Origin of the sequence: Amycolatopsis sp. CA-126428 (assembly GCF_002904335.1) — a bacterium.
GTDB lineage: Bacteria > Actinomycetota > Actinomycetes > Mycobacteriales > Pseudonocardiaceae > Amycolatopsis.
The window spans coordinates 64,810-81,653 of sequence record NZ_PPHF01000155.1; the positions used below are offsets into that span (position 1 = coordinate 64,810).

Consider the following 16,844-nt stretch of genomic DNA (forward strand, 5'->3'; position numbering starts at 1 on the left):
TGAGGGTGCGGCACCGGCTCCTCGTCCCGGTAGTGTCGCCCCATCCGTCATCCTTTCGGGGTGAGCGCATGCCAAGCACGCGCTGCTATGCAATCAAACCGTTATCACCCTAACAGGTGAGTATCGGAGAGAGAATAATCTGACTCACAGTGGGTCGCGCTCAGGGTGCTGCGCTGACCAGGCGATGGCAGTGCGCAATCAGGCGATGACGCAGCGGCGCCGCCCGGCGGGCGAACTCGCCTTGTCCCCGGGCGTATTCGGCCCGGCCCGTCGCCGTCTCGATCCGCACCGGCGGGTAGCCCAGCTCCGCCAGGTCGTACGGGCTCGCCCGCATGTCCAGGGTCCGGATCTCGACCGCCAGCTCGAAACAGTCCGCCACCAGCTCCGCGGGCACGAACGGGTCGAGCTTGTACGCCCATTTGAACAGGTGGAGTTGTGTTCGAGGTGCAATCAGAACGACGGCCCCCGGCGGTGCTGCGAACACCAGCCGAGGGCCTTGATCGGAAAGCGAGTTCCGACCCATGGCCAAAGACGCGCGAACGCCCCACAGGTTGCGAAGCCTCTCGAAATTGATCATCCCCGCGAGCCTCGGTGTGCTCGGCTCGGTCGTCGCCGTTCGCTGCACGAACCGCGTCATGCGCGGGCAGATCAGCATGTACGCCGAGCTCCTCCGTCTCCGCGACGACGTCCGGCAGCTCCGGCGCCACCAGGACCGGGCAGCAGCATGAACGAGCCGATCGACGTCGACACCTTCGTCGCGCAGCTCGCCGACGACGACCAGTTCGCCCGCGAGGTCGCCAGCCTCAGCGCCCCCGCCGACTCGCACCCCCGCTCGCGGTTCGACACCGCCGTCGAGATCGCCGCGCTGCAGGTCGACCTGTGGGCCCTCGACGCCCGCGACGGCGGCGACTGGTCGGAGTTCCGCGCGCACATCCGCGAGTGCATCGCCGGCGCGTTCGCGGGCCTGGCGCCCCCGGAGACGTTCGAACAGCGGCCCGGCGACGGCCAGCTGCACGAGATCGAGCAGTGGCTGTGGGAGCAGGAGTAACCCGGGTGGCCGCTGCAGGCGGCCGGGTGGCGACGCTGCCCGGCCGCCGCGGTGTAACGCACCGCCTGATCCACGCGACGTGGGCGGACATGAGGTCCAATCGGCTCGCCTGGATCACCGGCGTCGCGCTGCTGCTGCTCGCCGGCGTGACCGTGCTCGGCGCCGTCGGCGCGCTCGTGCCGGACATCCTCGGCGAGCCCGCGGCGCGCGCCGTGTTCGGCGTCGTGGCGCTTGCTGGTCTGGCCGGCGTGGTGGGAACGCTCGTCGAGATCGTCCGTCTCCGCGAGGCCGCCGCTGACGACCGGTAGCCTGGTCGTACCTCTTCGCGGAGGACCGGCCCCGGGTAGCTCCCGGGGCCACGCGGAGAGGCCCCGCGAAGAGGAGTACCCGCCATGCCCTCGGCGATCGGCGACAACCTGCGCCAGATCCGCCACGCCCGCGGCAAGTCGCTCGCCGTCGTGGCCGGCCGCGCGGGCATCTCAGCGTCCTACCTGTCCCGGCTGGAGTCCGGCGACCGCGCCCTCGATCGTCGGTCGCTGATCGTGAGCCTCGCCGACGCGCTGGAGGTCGCGCCGAGCGAGATCACCGGGAGCGCGCTCACTACGCCCGGGGAGCTGGAAGAGGACCGATCGCTGAACGAGGTGCGCCTCGCCCTGCTCGCCGTGAGCATGGGTCAACCGCGCGGCCAGGTCCTCCCCGCCGAGGTCCTGGAACCGCGGGTTACGGCGATCCTCACCGCGCAGCGGGACTGCGACTACAGCCTCGTCGGCGAGCAGCTGCCGGGCCTGATCCGGGACCTGCACAGCACCCTGCAGGCGCACCGCGACGAACGCGCCGTGCTGCGCCTGCTCGTGCTCACCCACGTGCAGGGCACGCAGGCGTGGCTCGGCGACATCGGCGCGAGCCTGGATCTGGCGTGGCAGGCGGCCATGCTCGCCCAGGACGCGGCGCAGCGGCTCGACGAGCCGCTGTTCACGGCCGTGAGCGGGTTCGGCACGGCCTTCGGGCTGCTGGCGGCCGGCGGGTTCGACATGGCCGAGGAGACGCTGCGGGCATCCTCACCGGGCACGGAGACGCCGGAACAGGCGCAGCTCGCGGGCATGCTCACGCTGACGTCGTCGCTCGTCTCCGCCGCGCAACGCAACAACACCGAACGACTCGCCGCGCTCGAGCACGCCGCCGACCTCGCGGACCACACCGGCGAGGGCAACGCGCTGTGGTTCGGGTTCGGCCCGTCGAACGTCGGGGTGTGGCGCATGTCCGTCGCTCTGGAGGCCGGCGAGCACTCCGAGGCCGCGAAGATCGCCGAGACGGTGAACCCGGACGCGCTGCCCTCGCCGACCCGGAAGTCCGCCTACTACCGCGAGTACGGCCGGGCCCTCGCCAGGCTGCCGAAGCGCCGCAACGACGCCGTGCTGATGCTGCGCCAGGCCGAGCTGATCTCCCCCGCGCGGATCCACCGGCACCCGTTCATGCGCTCGATCCTCTCGGAGCTGGTCGCGAAGGCGAAGCGCGACCAGATCGGCCGCGAGCTCCGCGGCATGGCCTACCGGGCCGGCCTGCCCGTGTAGCCCATCCGAGTGTTTGCCTGGGTGGCAAACTCCGACGGCTTCCAGCGCGCACGCTGGCGATCATGAAGTCTCGGGGATGGCAGCGTGAGCGCCTGGTCATGACGGTGGACAGCACCGGCACGGAACTGCCGGTCATCACCGGTGTCACGACCGACCACAGAGGCCGGCTGGTCGGTGCGATGGCGATCGGTGACGGCCCGACCGCCGTGCTTGAACCGCCGGACGACGGCAGCGTGCACGGCCAGATCAGCCTCAACGCGATGATGACGCTCCTCGACGTCGAGGAGCTGCGGGCGCGCGTCGAGATCAAGAAGCGGCGGAACCAGCGATGAGCCCCGGAGAGCAGGGCTGGCAGCTGTTCCGGGCGTTCCGGACGACCGACGCTGAGGGACGGCCGACGGACCTGCAGTTCGGCCTCGTCGACACGGCGAAGAACGGCACTCAGCCAGCAATCCGGGTCAACGGCAAGACGGCCTTGATGCCGCTGGAGGAGATCGGCGCCGAGCTGCCCGAGGTGATCCGCCGCGTGCTGCTCACCTGGTGGCAGCGAGAGGGCGGACGGTGACCGCCGTGACGGCGCCGGCCGCGAGCGAGTGGGCGGCCCGGTACCACCGCGAGGACAGGCAGATCCACCGCTACCTGAAGGCCGACCTCGCGGACCCCGGCGTCGACTGGCTGGTGCCCGCACACAGCGCCGATCCGCTGTACCCCGAGCGGCACGCCCGGGTCGAGATCTCGGACCGCCCGGAGCCCGGGAGCGGGCATCACAGGCTGTGCTGCCGCGCGTGCTGGGCGGCCAGCTGATGGCGTTCAGCGGGAAGGGCTTCGAGGGCATCGAGACGGCCGCGCGCGCGATGGCCCAGGAGATGACGGCCCGGGTCCGGAACCAGCGCCCCTGCCCCAGCCCCAGCACCAGCACCGAGTCGAGCAGCCCAGGCGAAGAACCCGAGCAGCCGCCAGCACCTCGGGACCCCTGATCCGCTCGGCCGCCGCAGTGTCCCCGAGCCTGCGGCGGCCGAGCAACCCACGCCGCCCGTCGCGCCGTCCTCCCTCCGTGCGCGGCGGGCGGCTTCGTGTCTGCGCCCGCTGGCCGCACGCGCAGCCGGAACGGCCTCCCCCAGGGAACACCCCGGCGGGTGCTGGCGACGGCTCAGCGAGCCGCTCAGCCGCCGCCAGCTTGGCGCCCGTCAGCCGCCGGTCCGGGCCATCCAATCCAGCTCCTCAGCGATGTCCCACGGCGACGCGTTGGCCGGCGGGGCGAACGTGCCGATGTTCACCGTGGTGGTGCGCCCGCTCCCGCCGCCGACGCCCGCGTGAGCCGCTGCCGGCGTGACCTGCGCGCCGCTGTTGATCGCCTGCAGCAGCGGGAGATTCCGCGACGTGGCGGCCGCGTTGACGATGAACTCGCGGTCGCTGATTGCGATCAGGTTCGCGTCGTCGCGCGGGCCGCCGACGCCTCGGAAGAGGCCGCCGTACGGGAACCGCGGCGCCCCGCCGTTCGCGTAGCCCCCGACCAAGCCGCCGTCCTTGCGCGCGATGGCGGGCCCGGTGAGGCTCGATCCGCGGCCCGACGTGCCGTAGAAGGTGTTCACGGCGATAGTGATCTCGCGGTTGCGCAGCTCGTTGATCCGGTCGCGGAGGGCCGCGACCTTCGCCTCTTCGGCCGCGGCGTTCGAGGTGAGCACGATGTTCTTGCCGCCCGGGAGCTGGACGACGGCCTGGCCGAGGTTGTTGACGTTGACCTTGAGCCCGGACGCGGTGAGGTCGGCGACGGACATCTTGGAGATGCTCTGCTGCAGACTGGCCGGCAGGGGCCCGGACCACGAGTTCGCGAGGTTGATCGTCTCGCGGTTCTGCGCCCTCAGCGCGTCGGACACCTTGCCCGACTCGTCGCGGGCCGCCGAGTTCGCGTACGCGGCCTGGTACGCGGCCTGCTCCTGTGCAGCGAACGCCTGCTCCACGCCGAGCAGCGAGCGGGCCTTGTCGTCCTCGGTGGCCTTGCCGTCCTTGGACACCTTGGCGTAGTCGGCCAGGGCCTGCTTCGAGTTGAGCACCGCGCCGCGGTAGCCGAGCTGGGCGTTCTGCTGCGCGTAGATCGCCTGGGTGAGCGCGTTGACGGCCTCGCGGGACTTGTTCTGCGCCTCCGTCGACTGGTTCGTCGCCGCCGCCTCGGCCGCGGTCGCGTCGGTGCTCTCGCGGAAGGCGATGCCCTTCGAGGCGATCGCGGCCTGGAGCGCGTGCACGGTGGTGGCCGCGTCGGGGTTCGCCTTAGCGTAGGCGTCGAGCTGGCGGTTGACGGCGTCGAGGGCGTCCTTCTCGCCCATCACCGCGGAGGTGACCTGCGGGAGTGCGACGCCGTACTGCTTCGCGAAGTCCAAAAGGGACTTGCTGTTGCCGTTGATGTTCTTCTGGGCCAAGTCCTGCGCGACGGACGCGCGGACGCTGTCGTCGATCGCGCCCTTGGACGCGCGTAGGGCCTCGGTGTAGCTCCGCTGGGACGCATCCAGGGTCGCCGCGGCCTTCGCAGCACGCTCGGCGTCCTGGCCCATGAGAAGCAGGGCCACGCCGAGGCCGGCCGTCGCGAGTGCGGCAGGGTTCAGCGCGCCGGCCGCGAGCCCGGACATGGTCGTCTTGAACTTGCCGCCGACGCCGTCGGCCGCCTTGATCTTCGCGCCCAGGCCCTCGAACCCGGCGCCAGCGTCCACGCCGAACTTGCTCAGGATCATGCCGGCCGCACCGATCCCGCCGACGAACTGCGTCACCTGGGGCGGGAGCGCGGACACGGCGGTGAGCACGCCGTGCAGCACGGTCGCCAGGCCGGAGCCGGCCGACGAGAACCCCTGCAGCACACCGAGTGCGCCGGAGCCCTGCGACGTCAGGTCGACCAGGCCGCCGGTCACCTCGTCGACGATCACGAACAGCGAGCGCAGCGGGCCCGCTGATCCGTTGGCCACGTTCGCGAACAGCGCCCCGAGGCGCGCCTCGACGGTGCGGACGATGCCGCCGAGGGTGCTCAGCCCGTCGCCCGCGCCCTGGGCGCCCCGCGAGGCGTTCGAGCTGAATTCGCTGATGCCCTGCCCGGCCTGAGCCGCGAACGACCGAAGGCCCTGGAACACGGGACCAGCGGCACGGACAGCGGTGAGAACGCCTGGCATGGCGTTCTCACCGAGGTCGGTCGCCGCGCCCGTCAGCTGGCGGATCTGGGGCGCGGACGCCTGGACCGCGGACGTGACGAGGGGGCGGAGCCGGACCCACGCGGCGCCCACGTCGTCGATGGCGCCCACGACGTCGTCCTGCAGCGGCTCGGACATCGTCGCGGCGTCGCTCTTGAACTGCGAGGAGAGCACGCTGAGCCGAGCCTGTACGGCGTCGGACTTGGCGACCGCGGCCACCCCGAACGCTGCGAACCCCGCCGTCATCAGCACGAGGCTTCCGGCGACGGCGGCCGAGCCGATGGCGGCCGCGGCCGGCAGTCCCGCAGTGAGGCCGGCGAACTTCATCCCGTTGAAGTTCTTCTCGGCCTTGGTCGCCGCGTCCTTTGTGGACCGGTCGACCTTCTTGCCGGACTTCTCGGCCTCGTCGCCGATGTCCTCGAGGTCCCGCTTCGCGGCCGCCTTACCCCGGTCCCAGTCGGCCTTATTGATCTTGAGGAAGGCGACGAGCTCGCCAATGTTCAACGCCAAGGCGGGCTACCTCCGGTTCGGGTCGGGCGGCGGGGGCGGCGGGAAGAAGTGACGGCCTACGCGGGTCTCGGCCTCGTCGAGCAGGCTGGTGATCCGCGTGCTGAGCCACCGCCAGGAACGGGCGTGCAAGAGCGCCCGGTCGCCGACGTCGAGGCCGTAAGTCTGGTGCAGGTCAGCCTCGATTAAGAGCCACTGGTCCAGCAGCTCCGGCCAGGTCGGGCCTACCGCTTCGCTGAGGGCTCCTTGCGGGACGTCGTACCAGCGGTGGAGGCCGCTTGCCGCGTCGTAGTCGCCCCGGCCCGTGACGCGCGGGTGCGGCGTCCGTTCGGACTCGGGGCCGGGGCTTCCCCCGAGAGGGCACCGGACGTCATCGCGTGGTCGGCGACCTCTTCGCCGAGGGTGAAGAACAGGAGTGCGTACCGCGCGATGCGCTGGATCTTGATCCAGGAGACGCCGCCCGCCACCATCTCGTCGAGGGCGGTGCCGAGCACGAGGGAGACGTAGTCCCGCTTGTCGTCGGCGAGCGCCTGCGCGGCTTCCTCGGTGATCTCGACGTCCTCGCTGATCAGGTAGACGCTCATCAGCTTGAGGCCCGTCAGGGCGTCGGGCGAGGGGATCCGGTAGGTCGTCCCGTCGACCGGGATGGATAGCGCGTCGTCGGCCAGGTAGGCCGACAGGTCTTTGACCGTCACGTGCGGAACTCCGATCAGTACTGGGGGTGCCGGCCGCGGGCGTCGCCGTTGGCCTGGTCGGTGGGGGCGTGCGGGCGCTTGGAGGCGCGGCGCATCTGGTCGTTGATCGCGTGCCGCAGACCGGTCCGCGAGCCGGCCGATCGGACGGCGCTGTTGAGGCTCCGACTCTCGGCCGGGTTCGACCGGTCGTCGCTCTCCAGCGGTTCGCCCGCGGCCATCCGGCCTCGCGCCATCTGCGCGGCGATCGCGGCGCCGAGGGCGCCGGACTGGTCACCTCCGGCCGCCTCGCCGTGAGCGTGCTTCAGCAGCGGCTCAAGGCCGGCGAAATGGACGTCTGCCTCACGCGCGGCGAGTCGAGCGTTGGCCGCGTCTTCGCCGGTGACCTCGGCGAGGCGGTCGTCGATCGTGTCGAGGATCGCCCGGGCATCGTCGGGGTGCAGGCCCTTGGCGCGGAGGACGGTCGGCAGCTCCTCCGCGAGGGCGTGCAGCGTCTCGGGGTCGTCGGCCTCGTCGATCAGCTGCTGTTCCCTCATCCCGGCGTTGAGCAGCGTCTGCGCGCGCGACCAGGTCGCCTGCCGGGCGAGCATCCCTTCGACGCCGGGCGTGGGCTCCGGGAGGGCGTTGAGGGACCGCTGCTGCAGGGCGCCGTACGCCGAGCCGACCTCGTCGTCGATCGCGGCGACGGCCTGGGCGGTGCGCTGCCGGATCGGTTCGATCCGTCGTGTGGCTGCGGCCGTCCGGCCCTCCGGGGTGAGTTCGGGGTCCCCCTGGACCTGGCGCCGGACGTCCTGCAGGGCGTTCCGGTGCTCGACGAGGACGGCCTGCAGCCGCCCCGGGGCCTGGCGCAGCGTCTCCAGGTGCTGGTCGGTCGGCGCGGAATCGGTCGGCGTGTACGGCTGGATCGCCGAGAGCCGGCGGCCCCACGAGCGGCCGAACGGGCCGCGGGGACTGGTCATGCTGGTGCCTCCTGGGTGAGCGCGACGATCGCCTCGGCGAGGTGCCGGGCGCACGCGCGGTAGATGGGCCGGCTTGCCGAGCCGGGCTGCAGCGGGAACGCGGCGACCGGCCCGAAGTAGCCGGGATCGCCGTGGTGGCAGGCGATGCACGTCGGTGAGCCGCCGGTCGGGGTCGGAGTGCCGACGCTGCGCATGGCGGCCGCGTAGTGGGTGAGGCAGACGACCGCCGGTCGAGCGGCGGGAAGGCCTGCGGCGGCCATGTCGGGCGGCGTGAGGCTGAGCCGGTGCAGCTGGCGCAGGTCCGTGCGGTCGCACACCAGACACGCGTCGGGCTGGACGCCGTGCGTCGGGTCGGCCGCGTCCCGGGCCGGGCCGCCGACGATCTCGCCGGTGCCCTGGTCCGGTGGCGGCTGATCGTCGCCGACGAGCGCGGCCGGCACGCGATCGCCGAAGATCGCGCGCCACGCGGGAGACAACACGGCGCCGTCTCCGTCGGCCGGAGTGTCGGTCATTCGGCGGCCGGCGGCGAGCAGCACCCGGCCCAGCAGGCGGGTAGCGGGCCGGTGCCGTGCGCCTCGTGGAACGTGGCCACCCTGGTCCTCGCTCGCGCGTGGAACGTGCGGCCTGTGGGGGTCAGCGGGGCGAGGGACTCGGTCGGGGCGAGGGGATCACCCTGGGGGACGAGGACTGCGGGCGTCGTCATGACGCTCCTTTCGGGACGGTCAGTGCTGGTTTGGGTCTCGCGTGGCCTGCACGCGGGGCTGCGCTCGCGCCTGGCGGGCGGTGCTGGTGCGACGTCCGGCGCCTGGCCGGGCGGTAGATCAGCCGGCCTCGCGCGCCTGGCGCTCGGTGGCTGTGATCAGTGTGGCGGAACCCGGTTGTGGTGGTTCCGGATTCGGAACCGGCTGTCCCATGTAGACGATCCATCCGCCGTGCGTCTTGCGCCCAGGAAGGCGCCCGGTGGTGAGGAGCCGGCGCACGTAGCGATTGGAGCACCCCATCGCCTCGGCGACCTCGCTCACGGACCGGCCGACTGCAGCCGCCGGTGCGCTCGGTGGCGTGTCCGGCGGTGCGCCGCCGTCCGCGTGGCGCTGCCTGCCGAGGTCCAGGGCCTTCAGAAACCGGATGGCCCGGGACGTGGGCATGGCTCCGGTCACGCGGGTGCGCTCGGTGACCGCGATGCTCATCAGCTTCAGGACCTCGCCCGCGATGTCCGCGGGCACGGTGACGCTGCCGTCCGGCGCGACCAGCTCGGCAGGGTCAGGGCTCGGTGGGCTGGTCATCGGCCGGTCCCTCCTCGCCGAGGTCGAACCGCTCGCGGAGGCCGTCGCGGAACACGGCGAGTTCGTGACGCGTCCGCGGCTGCACGCGGCCAGCGCGGATCTTGTCGTCCCGCTGCTCCCGGCGGAGCTCGCGGAGCAACGCCTGTGCCCGGGCGCGGGGTGACGTGGGTTCGGTCATCCGGCCCACCCCGCGTGGATCTCGTGCCGGCCAATCCGGATCACCACGGACGGCCCGGCCTGCTCGTGCAGGTGCCGGGACTCGTCGAGCAGCTGGCAGATGACGTCGAGCACGGCAGGGTCGTCGAGCGCGCCCGGGCGGTGGAACAGGCCGTACGCCTCAGCGCGGGCAGCGCTGGCCGTGCGGTGCAGGCGCACCCGCTCGGCGAGGTCGGCCGGTAGCGGCCGGTGCCCGGCGACGAGGGCGAGCCCAGCGCGGTGCCGACGGCGCCGGACCGCGCCGTCGGTGTTTGGGCGCAGCGACGGCCCAGCGGCCGCGAGGAGCCGCGCGGCGAGCGGGCCGGGGTCGTCGACCGCGAGGACCGACGCGAGGGCGTGCAGCGTTACCTCACGCGGCCGCATGGTCCCGGCCGTGAGGCGCTGCAGGGTGCGCCGGTCGAGCCCGGCTGCGCGGGCGAGGCGGCGGACGCTCCAGCTGCCTGCGAGGCGCTCGGCGGTGAGGAGCGCGCCGAGGGTTGCGCAGAGCCGGGCACGCTCGGCGGGGGACACGCGACCACTTGGTGACCGGTGGTCGCGTGAAGGGGGCGGCGCAACGCGTGCGCGCGTGCGCGAGCGGTCCGGCTGCGCGGTAGCCGTCATCGGGCGGAGCCTTTCGCGGCGGCCAAGGCGGCTCGGACGGCGGCGATGCCGGCGCGGGCGACCTCAGGGTCTGGTGGGGGCTTGCGGGGCTGGGGCGGCGCCAGGTGCGGGCGGCAGACCCTGCACGGGATCGGGTGGTCGGCCTCGCGGTCGAGCCAGCCGCGGTCGCAGTGGTGCGCGGTGGTGGGCTGCTCCTCGCACTGGTCCTCGTCGTCCAGCAGCTCGCCGGTTCGGTCATGACGCATCGGGGATCACCTCCGGGGACTTCCTTCTCGCGAGGGCTGCCAGGACAGCAGCGCGGCCGCGGCGGGCGCGATCGGCGGCGCCGGGGTCGTGGTCGCACAGCTGCGGGCCGACGTAGCCGTGGGCGTCGCATAGGCCGCAGGCGGCGACGGCGCGGGCGCGGTCGGTGGCGCGCTGTCTGGCCGCGGCCGCGTGCGTGCGGTCAGGTGGTTGCGCTGGGAGGTGATCCTGGTGTGGTCGCTGTTGTGGCGTGGTTACTTGGGTTGGTGGGGGGTCGTCTGTGAGCCCTGATCCCGGTCGCGTGTGAGCCCTGATCGAGGCATCACGGTCATCCGCTGAGCCCTGATCGGACGTTGCAGGCGGGTCCGGAATGGACGGTGCGGACGCCTCATCAGGGGCAGGGTGTGAGCCCTGGTCTTCATCAGGGGTCGCCTGTGAGCCCTGATCCGGCTTCGCTCGGGCTGTGCGTAGACGGGCGGCCTCGGCGGCCTGTCGCGCCTCGGTGATTGCGTCCGCAGCAGCATCGATTTCGCCGGGGCTAAGCCACTCCAGCCGCTCTATGACGTCGTCGGCGATGATCAGCCGGTACTCGTCGGCGTGGCCCTTGCGGCGGTTACCGCGGCGCACGAGCTCAAGCAGGCCGACTCGCACGAGCTCCTGCCGCGCGCGCTTCACACTGGCGTAGGAGAGCTCGCTGAGGACGGCGAGACGCGCGATTCCGGGTCGTACCCGGGTGCCGTCCCGATCGGCGAACGTCCGCAGCGTGAAGGCGACGAGCTTGGTCGTCGAGCTGAACCGCGCGGCGAGCACCATGCGTTCCCAGTCGAACAGGAACCGGCGCTCTTCCTCGTCCCGGGTACGATTCGCGGCACCATCAGGCTGGTGGACGGTCGAGTGCGCGGGCGGGGCCTTCACGGGGCCTCGCCCGTTCTCACGCGACGGCACGACCACCTGCCTTGGTGCCCGGAGCTGCCCGCGCGGCACGGCGGCGCTCGAGCGCGACGCGCACGATGCGCGCCCCGCGGGCGAGCGTGGCCGGGTCGTCGATCGCGCGCTCGCGCTCTCTGGGCTCGCCGGCCGTCGGAGTGGACGTCATCAGACGGCTGCCTATGCCGCGCCGCGGTCGCTGGTCTGGCTGGTGAGCCAGGATTCGATGTCTTCCCAGCGGTAGCGCACATGACGACCCACACGCGTCCACGTTGGACCGGTGCCCTTGTGACGCCACTGACGCAGCGTGGGTTCGGGGATGTCCAGGTACTCGGCGAGCTGCAGAGGCGTCGCGAGAGGTTGCCGTTTCAAGGCCCAGCCTCCGTCCAACGGCCGGAATTTCCGTCCGTACGGCGAGATCATGACCTGTGCTGGCGTGTTCCGTCAAGTTCCGGCATACTCCGGCAACGTGACGGAAAAAGTGAGCCCAAGTGCGATGGTGGCAGCCAGGGTCCGCGAGCTCCGCAAGCGGCGAGACTGGTCGGTCCGCCAGCTGGCGGACCGGTGTGCCGAGTTGGGTATCTCGACGTTGACCGAGAACGCTTTGGAGAACATCGAACGGGGGCGTTCGAGCAAGGCGTTGAGGCAGGGGCGAGCCGTTACGGCTGACGAGCTGGTCGCGCTGGCCTACGCCCTCGATGTGGCGCCGACTGCGCTACTACTGCCGGCCGAATTTGAGCCCAGCACCGAGTACCAGGTAACGCCAACCCTGAGTGTGGCGCGTGAAGTCCTCGTGTCCTGGCTGGACGTGCGCCTGCCGCTTGACCAGATTGCCGCCTTCTACGAGCTGAAGCGTCACGATGAAGGCCTCCGCCGCGAGCACGACGCAGCCTGGGGTGCCGTCGAGAATGCTCGCTTCGAGCTGTTCGAGTTGATGGCGAAGGAACACCTGGAGGGGTGACGTTTACCGGTTTCGCCAGTCAATCTCGGCCCGCTCGCCGTCGAACGCTTTCAGCCCTGGCCGGGCGCGTTTGATCCTGACGGTCTCGATGTACAACCGCACGAACTCGCGCTGCTCGTCGAGCAGCATGTCCGGCCACGCCTCGCGGACGGCGGCGATGTCGACGTTCAGCACGGGCGGCGGCACGTCGGCGAGATCGCGGCGCAGCTGGTGCTCCTGCTGGGAGAGACCGCGACGGGCCGTCTGCCACTCGGACATCGTCAGCGCGCCCGGGGTGGCCCACTCCGCGGCCAGCTCGTTCCGCTGGCGCTCGACGTCCTCAAGCGCGGCCGTGAGTCGGTCCCTGCGGGCGCCGTGGTCGTCTGCCGCGATCGCGTCGAGGAAGGCGGGTTTGTCCAGCTCGGCGAAGAGCCGATCGACGACGTGGGCCTCAAGGGGCAGGCCGACGATGCCGATTCCGCCGCACGCGGGGTCGCCGTTCGGCCGGCGCTTCTGCTTGCTGCACTCGTAGTAGGGCCGGTTGCCGTGGCGCAGCTGTTTCACGGTGGCCCTCAGCGGCGCCTCGCACACGCCGCACACCGCGAGCCCGCCCGTGAGCAGATAGCGGCGGCCGGTCGGCACCACCTTCAGCGTGATCTCGTGAGTGCGGCCGTCGGAGCGGGTGACGCGCCGGGGCTGGGACAGCTTGAGCCGCACCGCCTGGGAGGTCTGCTCGTCGATGATCGCCGGCCAGTTGCCGGGGCCCACGACGCGCCCCTGGTAGACCCGTACGCCGGTGATCGTCCGCGAGGTGAGGAAGCTCCGGACCGCGGCCGCCGAGATCTCGCCGCCGTGCGCGCCGCGGAGGCCGCGGTTCCGCAGCTCCCGCGCGATGTTGGCGAGGCTCCAGCCGGCCAGGACCCACTCGGCGGCCTGCCGGATCGCCTCAGCCTGCTCGGGGATCACGACGTACGTCTTCACGCCTTCGGCGTTCCTCGCGTGCGCGTAGCCGAACGGCTTCGAGCCGGGAGGCTTGCCGTCCGCGGCGTTCTCGTTCAGGCGGTCCCGGTGCCGCTTCTTCAGCTCCCGCACTTCGTCGGCGCCCAGCACGGCCTTGATTCCGGCGAGGGCGCCCCGGACCTGCACGACGCCGTCGCGGTTGGTGTGGAGCTCGTCGACGCCCGCAGCTTCCATCTCGCCGGCGAGGCGGAACCACTCGACCTCGCGACGTTCGACGCGCTTCTGCTCGACGGCCCAGACGTGAGCGATCTTCCCGCTGGCCAGCCACTCCCGGAACCGCTCGAACTCGGGGCGGTGGTCGTCGCCAGCGGCCGAGATGCCCCGGTCGGCGAACACCTCGATCGGGACGCCTGGCCACTTCTCCGCGGCGTACGCGCGGCCCCATCGCTCCTGGAGGTCGACGCCTTCGTACTCGCGATCGGACCGCGGGGAGAGCCTGCAGACCAGGGCTACGTACTGGATCACGGTTCGGATACTGCCCTAGGTTGCACCTTGACGGCAACTAGACAGGTCCATGTTCGCGTGCAGGCACCCCGGCTGCTCAAGTGCGATCTGCGTCTCCCTCGACGGCGTCAGCTCGTTGAGCGGCCGCGCGGGCGCGGTGAAGAAGCGGAACGCGTCGAAGTGCCCGCAGCGGATGTCCAGGGCCTCCACGACCGCGTCGGTGCCCGCCGAACCCAGCCGGAGCGGCACCTGGTCGTGCCGGATCGAATCGGCCGGCTCGCGGTACACCATCGCCCATTCGTGCAGCCCGAAGCAGCTCAGCCGGGGCGCGCGCGACGCCGTCGCCGTCAGCAGGCCGAGGACGAACTCGGCCGTCCGCACCTTGCCCTCGCCGAAACCGGCGGGATCCAGCACCACGCCGTCGCACGTTTCGACGTACCCCTTGCGGTCCAGGAACCGCCGCGCCGCGGGCCCGGCGAGCGCGACGCCGGGCCCGGGCTGCCACCGCTCGAGGTGCGACGGCCGGTACGAGTAGTAGGTGAACAGGAAGTCCAGCACCGGGTGCTTCTCGCCGCGCGAGCGCCGCTCCTGGTGCGGGCCGGTCCAGCGCCGCATCCGCGAGACGTGCGCCGCCTCCCGGGCCAGCCAGTCCGGCTCGGCGAGGACTTCGACGCCGGTCATGCGCCGACGTGGGTGCCGTCGCGCACCGTACCCACGTACTCCTCGACGAGGTCCTCCAGCGCGACGACGCCGACCGCGTTGCCGTCGGCGTCGAGCGCCCGCGCGAGGTGGCTGCGTTCCTTGCGCATGGCCGAAAGCGCGACGTCGAGCCGCGCGTCGGCCCGCAGTTCGGTGAGCGCGCGGGTCTTCGAATCGGGCACGGTGGTGCCCGGGTCCTGGCCGGCCAGGTCGAGGATGTCCTTGACGTGGATGTAGCCGGTCAGGCGCCCGTCGTCGGTGCACACCGGGAACCGCGAGAACCCGGTGGACGACACGGCCTTTTCGACCTCGCCGACGGTCGGCCCGCAGGGGAGCGTGGTCAGCTCGGCGGTGGGCACCAGCACGTCGGCGACCGTCTTCTGCACCGACGAGAGCGTCTGGGCGAGCCGCTGGTGCTCGGACTGGTCGAGCAGGCCTTCGCGGCGGGACTCGCTGAGCAGCTCGGCCAGCTCGTCCGAGGTGTAGGCCGTCTCCAGCTCGTCCTTCGGCTCGACGCGGAACGCGCGCAGCAGCGAGTTCGCCACGAAGTTCAGCAGCCAGATGAACGGCCGGGCCAGCTTGACCCAGGCGACGTGCGCCGGGACCAGCCACAGCGCGAGCCGCTCGGGCTCGGCGATGGCGAGGTTCTTCGGCACCATCTCGCCGATCAGCACGTGCGCCACCGTGATGAACGCCAGCGCGATGGCGAACGAAATGGGGTGCAGCAGCGCCTCGGGCAGGCCCAGCGCGTCGAAGCCCGCGGCGAGGCGGTGCGCGATGGCGGGCTCGCCGAGGCGGCCGAGCAGCAGTGAGCAGATGGTGATGCCCAGCTGGGCGCCGGCGAGCATCAGCGAGACGTGCTTGCTCGCGTTGATGACGATCTGCGCGCGCGTGTTGCCCTGCTCCAGGAGCGCCTCGAGCCTGTCGCGCCGCGAGGAGATCAGCGTGAACTCCGCGCCGACGAAGAAGGCGTTGGCCAGCAGCAGGACCGCGACCAGGGCGATGTTCAGCCAGTCGGTCACGAGACCACCTCCGGTTCCGGGACCGCGCGGACCGGTGCGACCTCGACCTCGGCGATCCGGCGCTTGTCCATCACGGTGACGGTGAGCAGCCAGCCGTCGACCTCGGTGGCGTCCCCCTCGGCGGGGATCTTGCCCAGCCGCTCGAGGATCAGCCCGGCGATGGTCTCGTAGTCGCCGTCCGGCATCCGGAACCCGGTGACGCCGGTGACCTCGTCGGCGCGCAGCTGCCCGGACACCAGCCAGCTGTCGGCCCCGACCTGCTGCGACGCGGGTGCCTCGCGCTCGTCGTGCTCGTCGCGGACGTCGCCGATGATCTCCTCGACGACGTCCTCGAGGGTCACCAGTCCGGCCGTGCCGCCGTACTCGTCGACCACGATGGCGAGCTGGAAGCGCGAGTCGCGCAGGCGCAGCAGCAGGTCGTCCCCGGGCAGCGACTCGGGCACGGTCGGCACCGGCCGCATGACCGACCCGATCGGCACGGCGGCCCGGTCGGCGGCGGGCACGGCGAAGGCCTGCTTGACGTGCACGGCGCCGCGGACGTCGTCGAGGTCCTCGGCGTGCACCGGGAACCGCGAGAAGCCGGTGCGGCGGGAGATCTCGATGAGGTCTTCCACGGTGTCGTCGACGGTGAGGGATTCGAGCTGCACGCGCGGGGTCATCAGTTCTTCGGCGGTGCGCTCGCCGAACCGCAGCGAGCGGTCCAGCAGCTCGGCGGTGGACGTGTCGAGCGTGCCGCTTTCGGCGCTGGACCGCACGATCGAGCCCAGTTCCTGCGGCGAGCGCGCGGACCGCAGCTCTTCCTGCGGCTCGACGCCGAACTTGCGCACCAGGAAGTTCGCGCTGTTGTTCATCAGCGTGATCAGCCAGCGGAACAGCGCCGAGAACCGCGAGTGGTAGCCGGCGACGGCGCGCGCGGTCGGCAGCGGCCGGGCGATCGCCAGGTTCTTCGGCACCATCTCGCCGAGGATCATCGACAGCGACGTCGCCAGGACCAGGGCGAGCACGATCGACGCGCCGCCGGCGAACGAGGCCGGGAGGCCGATGCCGGTCAGGAGCGGCCGGACGAGCTCACCGATCAGCGGCTCGGCCAGGTAACCGGTGATCAGCGTGGTGAGTGTGATCGCGACCTGGGCGCCGGAGAGCTGGAACGACAGCGTCCGGTGCGCCTTCTGGACGGTCAGCGCGCGGCGGTCGCCGACCTGGCGGACGTTGGCTTCGACGGTGCTGCGTTCGAGCGCGGTCAGCGAGAACTCGGCCGCGACGGCGAGCCCGGTGCCGATCGTCAGCAGCACGAAGAGGAGGACCCCGCCGACGGCGAGCAGGATCTGGGTCATTCCGCACCCGCCTCGGTGGCGGGGGATGAACCTATCGGACAGCCGGGTCGGTCACCCGGCCCGGTACTGTCACCGGGTGACTGCGCTGCGCGCACGAAACGGTCACTCCTAGCGGGAAATCGGCGTGTACTGCGGATATGGGCACAATCTTAACGTGTCCCGGCCT

24 protein-coding genes and 2 pseudogenes are annotated in these 16,844 nt (G+C 71.8%); 9 read left to right on the top strand and 17 right to left on the bottom strand.

Going from position 1 to position 16,844, the window contains the following annotated elements; translation table 11 throughout:
* Positions 1–160: 160 nt before the first annotated feature.
* A pseudogene (locus C2L58_RS38780) lies at positions 161–433 on the bottom strand (3-methyladenine DNA glycosylase); the annotation flags it as partial.
* Between the two features lie 136 nt (positions 434–569).
* Between C2L58_RS38780 and C2L58_RS49530 the strand changes: the two are divergent.
* The 8 genes from C2L58_RS49530 (at position 570) to C2L58_RS38815 (ending at position 3,596) form a co-directional block, all read left to right on the top strand.
* The gene (locus C2L58_RS49530) at positions 570–728 is read left to right on the top strand and encodes a hypothetical protein (RefSeq protein ID WP_158264230.1); all 159 of its coding nucleotides are present in this window, start codon (positions 570–572) and stop codon (positions 726–728) included.
* Complete coding sequence (locus C2L58_RS38785; RefSeq protein ID WP_103342596.1) at positions 725–1,048, top strand: hypothetical protein; 324 nt, start codon at positions 725–727, stop codon at positions 1,046–1,048. The genes C2L58_RS49530 and C2L58_RS38785 overlap by 4 nt, the downstream gene beginning before the upstream one ends.
* A gap of 5 nt (positions 1,049–1,053) precedes the next feature.
* Positions 1,054–1,356, top strand: a complete 303-nt coding sequence (locus C2L58_RS38790) for a hypothetical protein (protein ID WP_146073752.1) — start codon at positions 1,054–1,056, stop codon at positions 1,354–1,356.
* Between the two features lie 84 nt (positions 1,357–1,440).
* Positions 1,441–2,619 carry a helix-turn-helix domain-containing protein gene (locus C2L58_RS38795; RefSeq protein WP_103342598.1) on the top strand — a complete coding sequence of 393 codons (1,179 nt, stop codon included), beginning with the start codon at positions 1,441–1,443 and terminating at the stop codon, positions 2,617–2,619.
* 62 nt (positions 2,620–2,681) lie between these two features.
* The gene (locus C2L58_RS38800; RefSeq protein WP_143060698.1) at positions 2,682–2,951 is read left to right on the top strand and encodes a hypothetical protein; all 270 of its coding nucleotides are present in this window, start codon (positions 2,682–2,684) and stop codon (positions 2,949–2,951) included.
* Entirely contained in the window at positions 2,948–3,184 is a 237-nt protein-coding gene (locus C2L58_RS38805) for a hypothetical protein (protein ID WP_103342599.1), read from the top strand. Before C2L58_RS38800 ends, C2L58_RS38805 begins: the two co-directional genes overlap by 4 nt.
* The gene (locus tag C2L58_RS38810; RefSeq protein ID WP_103342600.1) at positions 3,181–3,423 is read left to right on the top strand and encodes a hypothetical protein; all 243 of its coding nucleotides are present in this window, start codon (positions 3,181–3,183) and stop codon (positions 3,421–3,423) included. Before C2L58_RS38805 ends, C2L58_RS38810 begins: the two co-directional genes overlap by 4 nt.
* Complete coding sequence (locus C2L58_RS38815; protein ID WP_103342601.1) at positions 3,405–3,596, top strand: hypothetical protein; 192 nt, start codon at positions 3,405–3,407, stop codon at positions 3,594–3,596. The genes C2L58_RS38810 and C2L58_RS38815 overlap by 19 nt, the downstream gene beginning before the upstream one ends.
* A gap of 210 nt (positions 3,597–3,806) precedes the next feature.
* Here C2L58_RS38815 and C2L58_RS38820 read toward each other — a convergent pair whose 3' ends face one another.
* The 12 genes from C2L58_RS38820 to C2L58_RS38870 form a co-directional block, all read right to left on the bottom strand.
* Complete coding sequence (locus C2L58_RS38820; protein ID WP_103342602.1) at positions 3,807–6,302, bottom strand: hypothetical protein; 2,496 nt, start codon at positions 6,300–6,302, stop codon at positions 3,807–3,809.
* Positions 6,303–6,523: 221 nt separating this feature from the next.
* The gene (locus C2L58_RS38830) at positions 6,524–6,994 is read right to left on the bottom strand and encodes a DUF7426 family protein (RefSeq protein WP_103342603.1); all 471 of its coding nucleotides are present in this window, start codon (positions 6,992–6,994) and stop codon (positions 6,524–6,526) included.
* 14 nt (positions 6,995–7,008) lie between these two features.
* Entirely contained in the window at positions 7,009–7,950 is a 942-nt protein-coding gene (locus C2L58_RS38835; protein WP_103342604.1) for a hypothetical protein, read from the bottom strand.
* Positions 7,947–8,429 carry a hypothetical protein gene (locus tag C2L58_RS38840; RefSeq protein WP_146073753.1) on the bottom strand — a complete coding sequence of 161 codons (483 nt, stop codon included), beginning with the start codon at positions 8,427–8,429 and terminating at the stop codon, positions 7,947–7,949. The genes C2L58_RS38835 and C2L58_RS38840 overlap by 4 nt, the downstream gene beginning before the upstream one ends.
* A 29-nt stretch (positions 8,430–8,458) precedes the next feature.
* Positions 8,459–8,653, bottom strand: coding sequence for a hypothetical protein (locus C2L58_RS38845; RefSeq protein ID WP_103342606.1), 195 nt, complete (start codon positions 8,651–8,653; stop codon positions 8,459–8,461).
* Positions 8,654–8,771: 118 nt separating this feature from the next.
* Positions 8,772–9,233 (bottom strand): helix-turn-helix domain-containing protein, encoded by a 462-nt coding sequence (locus C2L58_RS38850; protein ID WP_103342607.1) that lies wholly within the window; start codon positions 9,231–9,233, stop codon positions 8,772–8,774.
* Positions 9,211–9,411: a hypothetical protein gene (locus C2L58_RS38855; protein ID WP_146073754.1), complete on the bottom strand. Its 201-nt coding sequence runs from the start codon at positions 9,409–9,411 to the stop codon at positions 9,211–9,213. The genes C2L58_RS38850 and C2L58_RS38855 overlap by 23 nt, the downstream gene beginning before the upstream one ends.
* On the bottom strand, positions 9,408–9,959 hold the full coding sequence (locus C2L58_RS38860; protein WP_103342609.1) for a helix-turn-helix domain-containing protein: 552 nt from the start codon (positions 9,957–9,959) through the stop codon (positions 9,408–9,410). Before C2L58_RS38860 ends, C2L58_RS38855 begins: the two co-directional genes overlap by 4 nt.
* 86 nt (positions 9,960–10,045) lie before the next feature.
* On the bottom strand, positions 10,046–10,294 hold the full coding sequence (locus C2L58_RS48920) for a hypothetical protein (protein ID WP_146073756.1): 249 nt from the start codon (positions 10,292–10,294) through the stop codon (positions 10,046–10,048).
* Positions 10,284–11,207 (bottom strand): hypothetical protein, encoded by a 924-nt coding sequence (locus tag C2L58_RS49535; protein ID WP_158264231.1) that lies wholly within the window; start codon positions 11,205–11,207, stop codon positions 10,284–10,286. Before C2L58_RS49535 ends, C2L58_RS48920 begins: the two co-directional genes overlap by 11 nt.
* 16 nt (positions 11,208–11,223) lie before the next feature.
* Complete coding sequence (locus C2L58_RS49540) at positions 11,224–11,388, bottom strand: hypothetical protein (RefSeq protein ID WP_158264232.1); 165 nt, start codon at positions 11,386–11,388, stop codon at positions 11,224–11,226.
* 11 nt (positions 11,389–11,399) lie between these two features.
* Positions 11,400–11,642, bottom strand: a complete 243-nt coding sequence (locus C2L58_RS38870; RefSeq protein WP_103342611.1) for a helix-turn-helix transcriptional regulator — start codon at positions 11,640–11,642, stop codon at positions 11,400–11,402.
* A gap of 46 nt (positions 11,643–11,688) precedes the next feature.
* Here C2L58_RS38870 and C2L58_RS38875 point away from each other — a divergent pair, with 46 nt between their 5' ends.
* Positions 11,689–12,180, top strand: a complete 492-nt coding sequence (locus C2L58_RS38875) for a helix-turn-helix domain-containing protein (protein WP_146073758.1) — start codon at positions 11,689–11,691, stop codon at positions 12,178–12,180.
* Positions 12,181–12,183: 3 nt separating this feature from the next.
* Here the strand turns inward: C2L58_RS38875 and C2L58_RS38880 are convergent, their stop codons facing one another.
* From C2L58_RS38880 to C2L58_RS38895, 4 genes and pseudogenes are all read right to left on the bottom strand, one after another.
* A complete protein-coding gene (locus C2L58_RS38880; RefSeq protein ID WP_103342613.1) occupies positions 12,184–13,644 on the bottom strand; it encodes a recombinase family protein in 1,461 nt (486 codons plus the stop codon).
* 42 nt (positions 13,645–13,686) lie between these two features.
* Positions 13,687–14,304, bottom strand: a pseudogene (locus C2L58_RS38885) (3-methyladenine DNA glycosylase); the annotation flags it as partial.
* On the bottom strand, positions 14,301–15,344 hold the full coding sequence (locus C2L58_RS38890) for a hemolysin family protein (protein ID WP_103342614.1): 1,044 nt from the start codon (positions 15,342–15,344) through the stop codon (positions 14,301–14,303). The gene C2L58_RS38890 and the pseudogene C2L58_RS38885, both read right to left, overlap by 4 nt.
* The gene (locus C2L58_RS38895; RefSeq protein ID WP_103342615.1) at positions 15,341–16,678 is read right to left on the bottom strand and encodes a hemolysin family protein; all 1,338 of its coding nucleotides are present in this window, start codon (positions 16,676–16,678) and stop codon (positions 15,341–15,343) included. The genes C2L58_RS38890 and C2L58_RS38895 overlap by 4 nt, the downstream gene beginning before the upstream one ends.
* Positions 16,679–16,844 lie beyond the last annotated feature (166 nt).

Coding starts and splice junctions, on each gene's coding strand:
- C2L58_RS38785 (WP_103342596.1), top strand. CDS start 725: ATGAACGAGCCGATCGACGTCGACACCTTCGTCGCGCAGCTCGCCGAC.
- C2L58_RS38795 (WP_103342598.1), top strand. CDS start 1,441: ATGCCCTCGGCGATCGGCGACAACCTGCGCCAGATCCGCCACGCCCGC.
- C2L58_RS38800 (WP_143060698.1), top strand. CDS start 2,682: ATGAAGTCTCGGGGATGGCAGCGTGAGCGCCTGGTCATGACGGTGGAC.
- C2L58_RS38805 (WP_103342599.1), top strand. CDS start 2,948: ATGAGCCCCGGAGAGCAGGGCTGGCAGCTGTTCCGGGCGTTCCGGACG.
- C2L58_RS38835 (WP_103342604.1), bottom strand. CDS start 7,950: ATGACCAGTCCCCGCGGCCCGTTCGGCCGCTCGTGGGGCCGCCGGCTC.
- C2L58_RS38845 (WP_103342606.1), bottom strand. CDS start 8,653: ATGACGACGCCCGCAGTCCTCGTCCCCCAGGGTGATCCCCTCGCCCCG.
- C2L58_RS38850 (WP_103342607.1), bottom strand. CDS start 9,233: ATGACCAGCCCACCGAGCCCTGACCCTGCCGAGCTGGTCGCGCCGGAC.
- C2L58_RS38855 (WP_146073754.1), bottom strand. CDS start 9,411: ATGACCGAACCCACGTCACCCCGCGCCCGGGCACAGGCGTTGCTCCGC.
- C2L58_RS48920 (WP_146073756.1), bottom strand. CDS start 10,294: ATGCGTCATGACCGAACCGGCGAGCTGCTGGACGACGAGGACCAGTGC.
- C2L58_RS49540 (WP_158264232.1), bottom strand. CDS start 11,388: ATGACGTCCACTCCGACGGCCGGCGAGCCCAGAGAGCGCGAGCGCGCG.
- C2L58_RS38870 (WP_103342611.1), bottom strand. CDS start 11,642: ATGATCTCGCCGTACGGACGGAAATTCCGGCCGTTGGACGGAGGCTGG.
- C2L58_RS38895 (WP_103342615.1), bottom strand. CDS start 16,678: ATGACCCAGATCCTGCTCGCCGTCGGCGGGGTCCTCCTCTTCGTGCTG.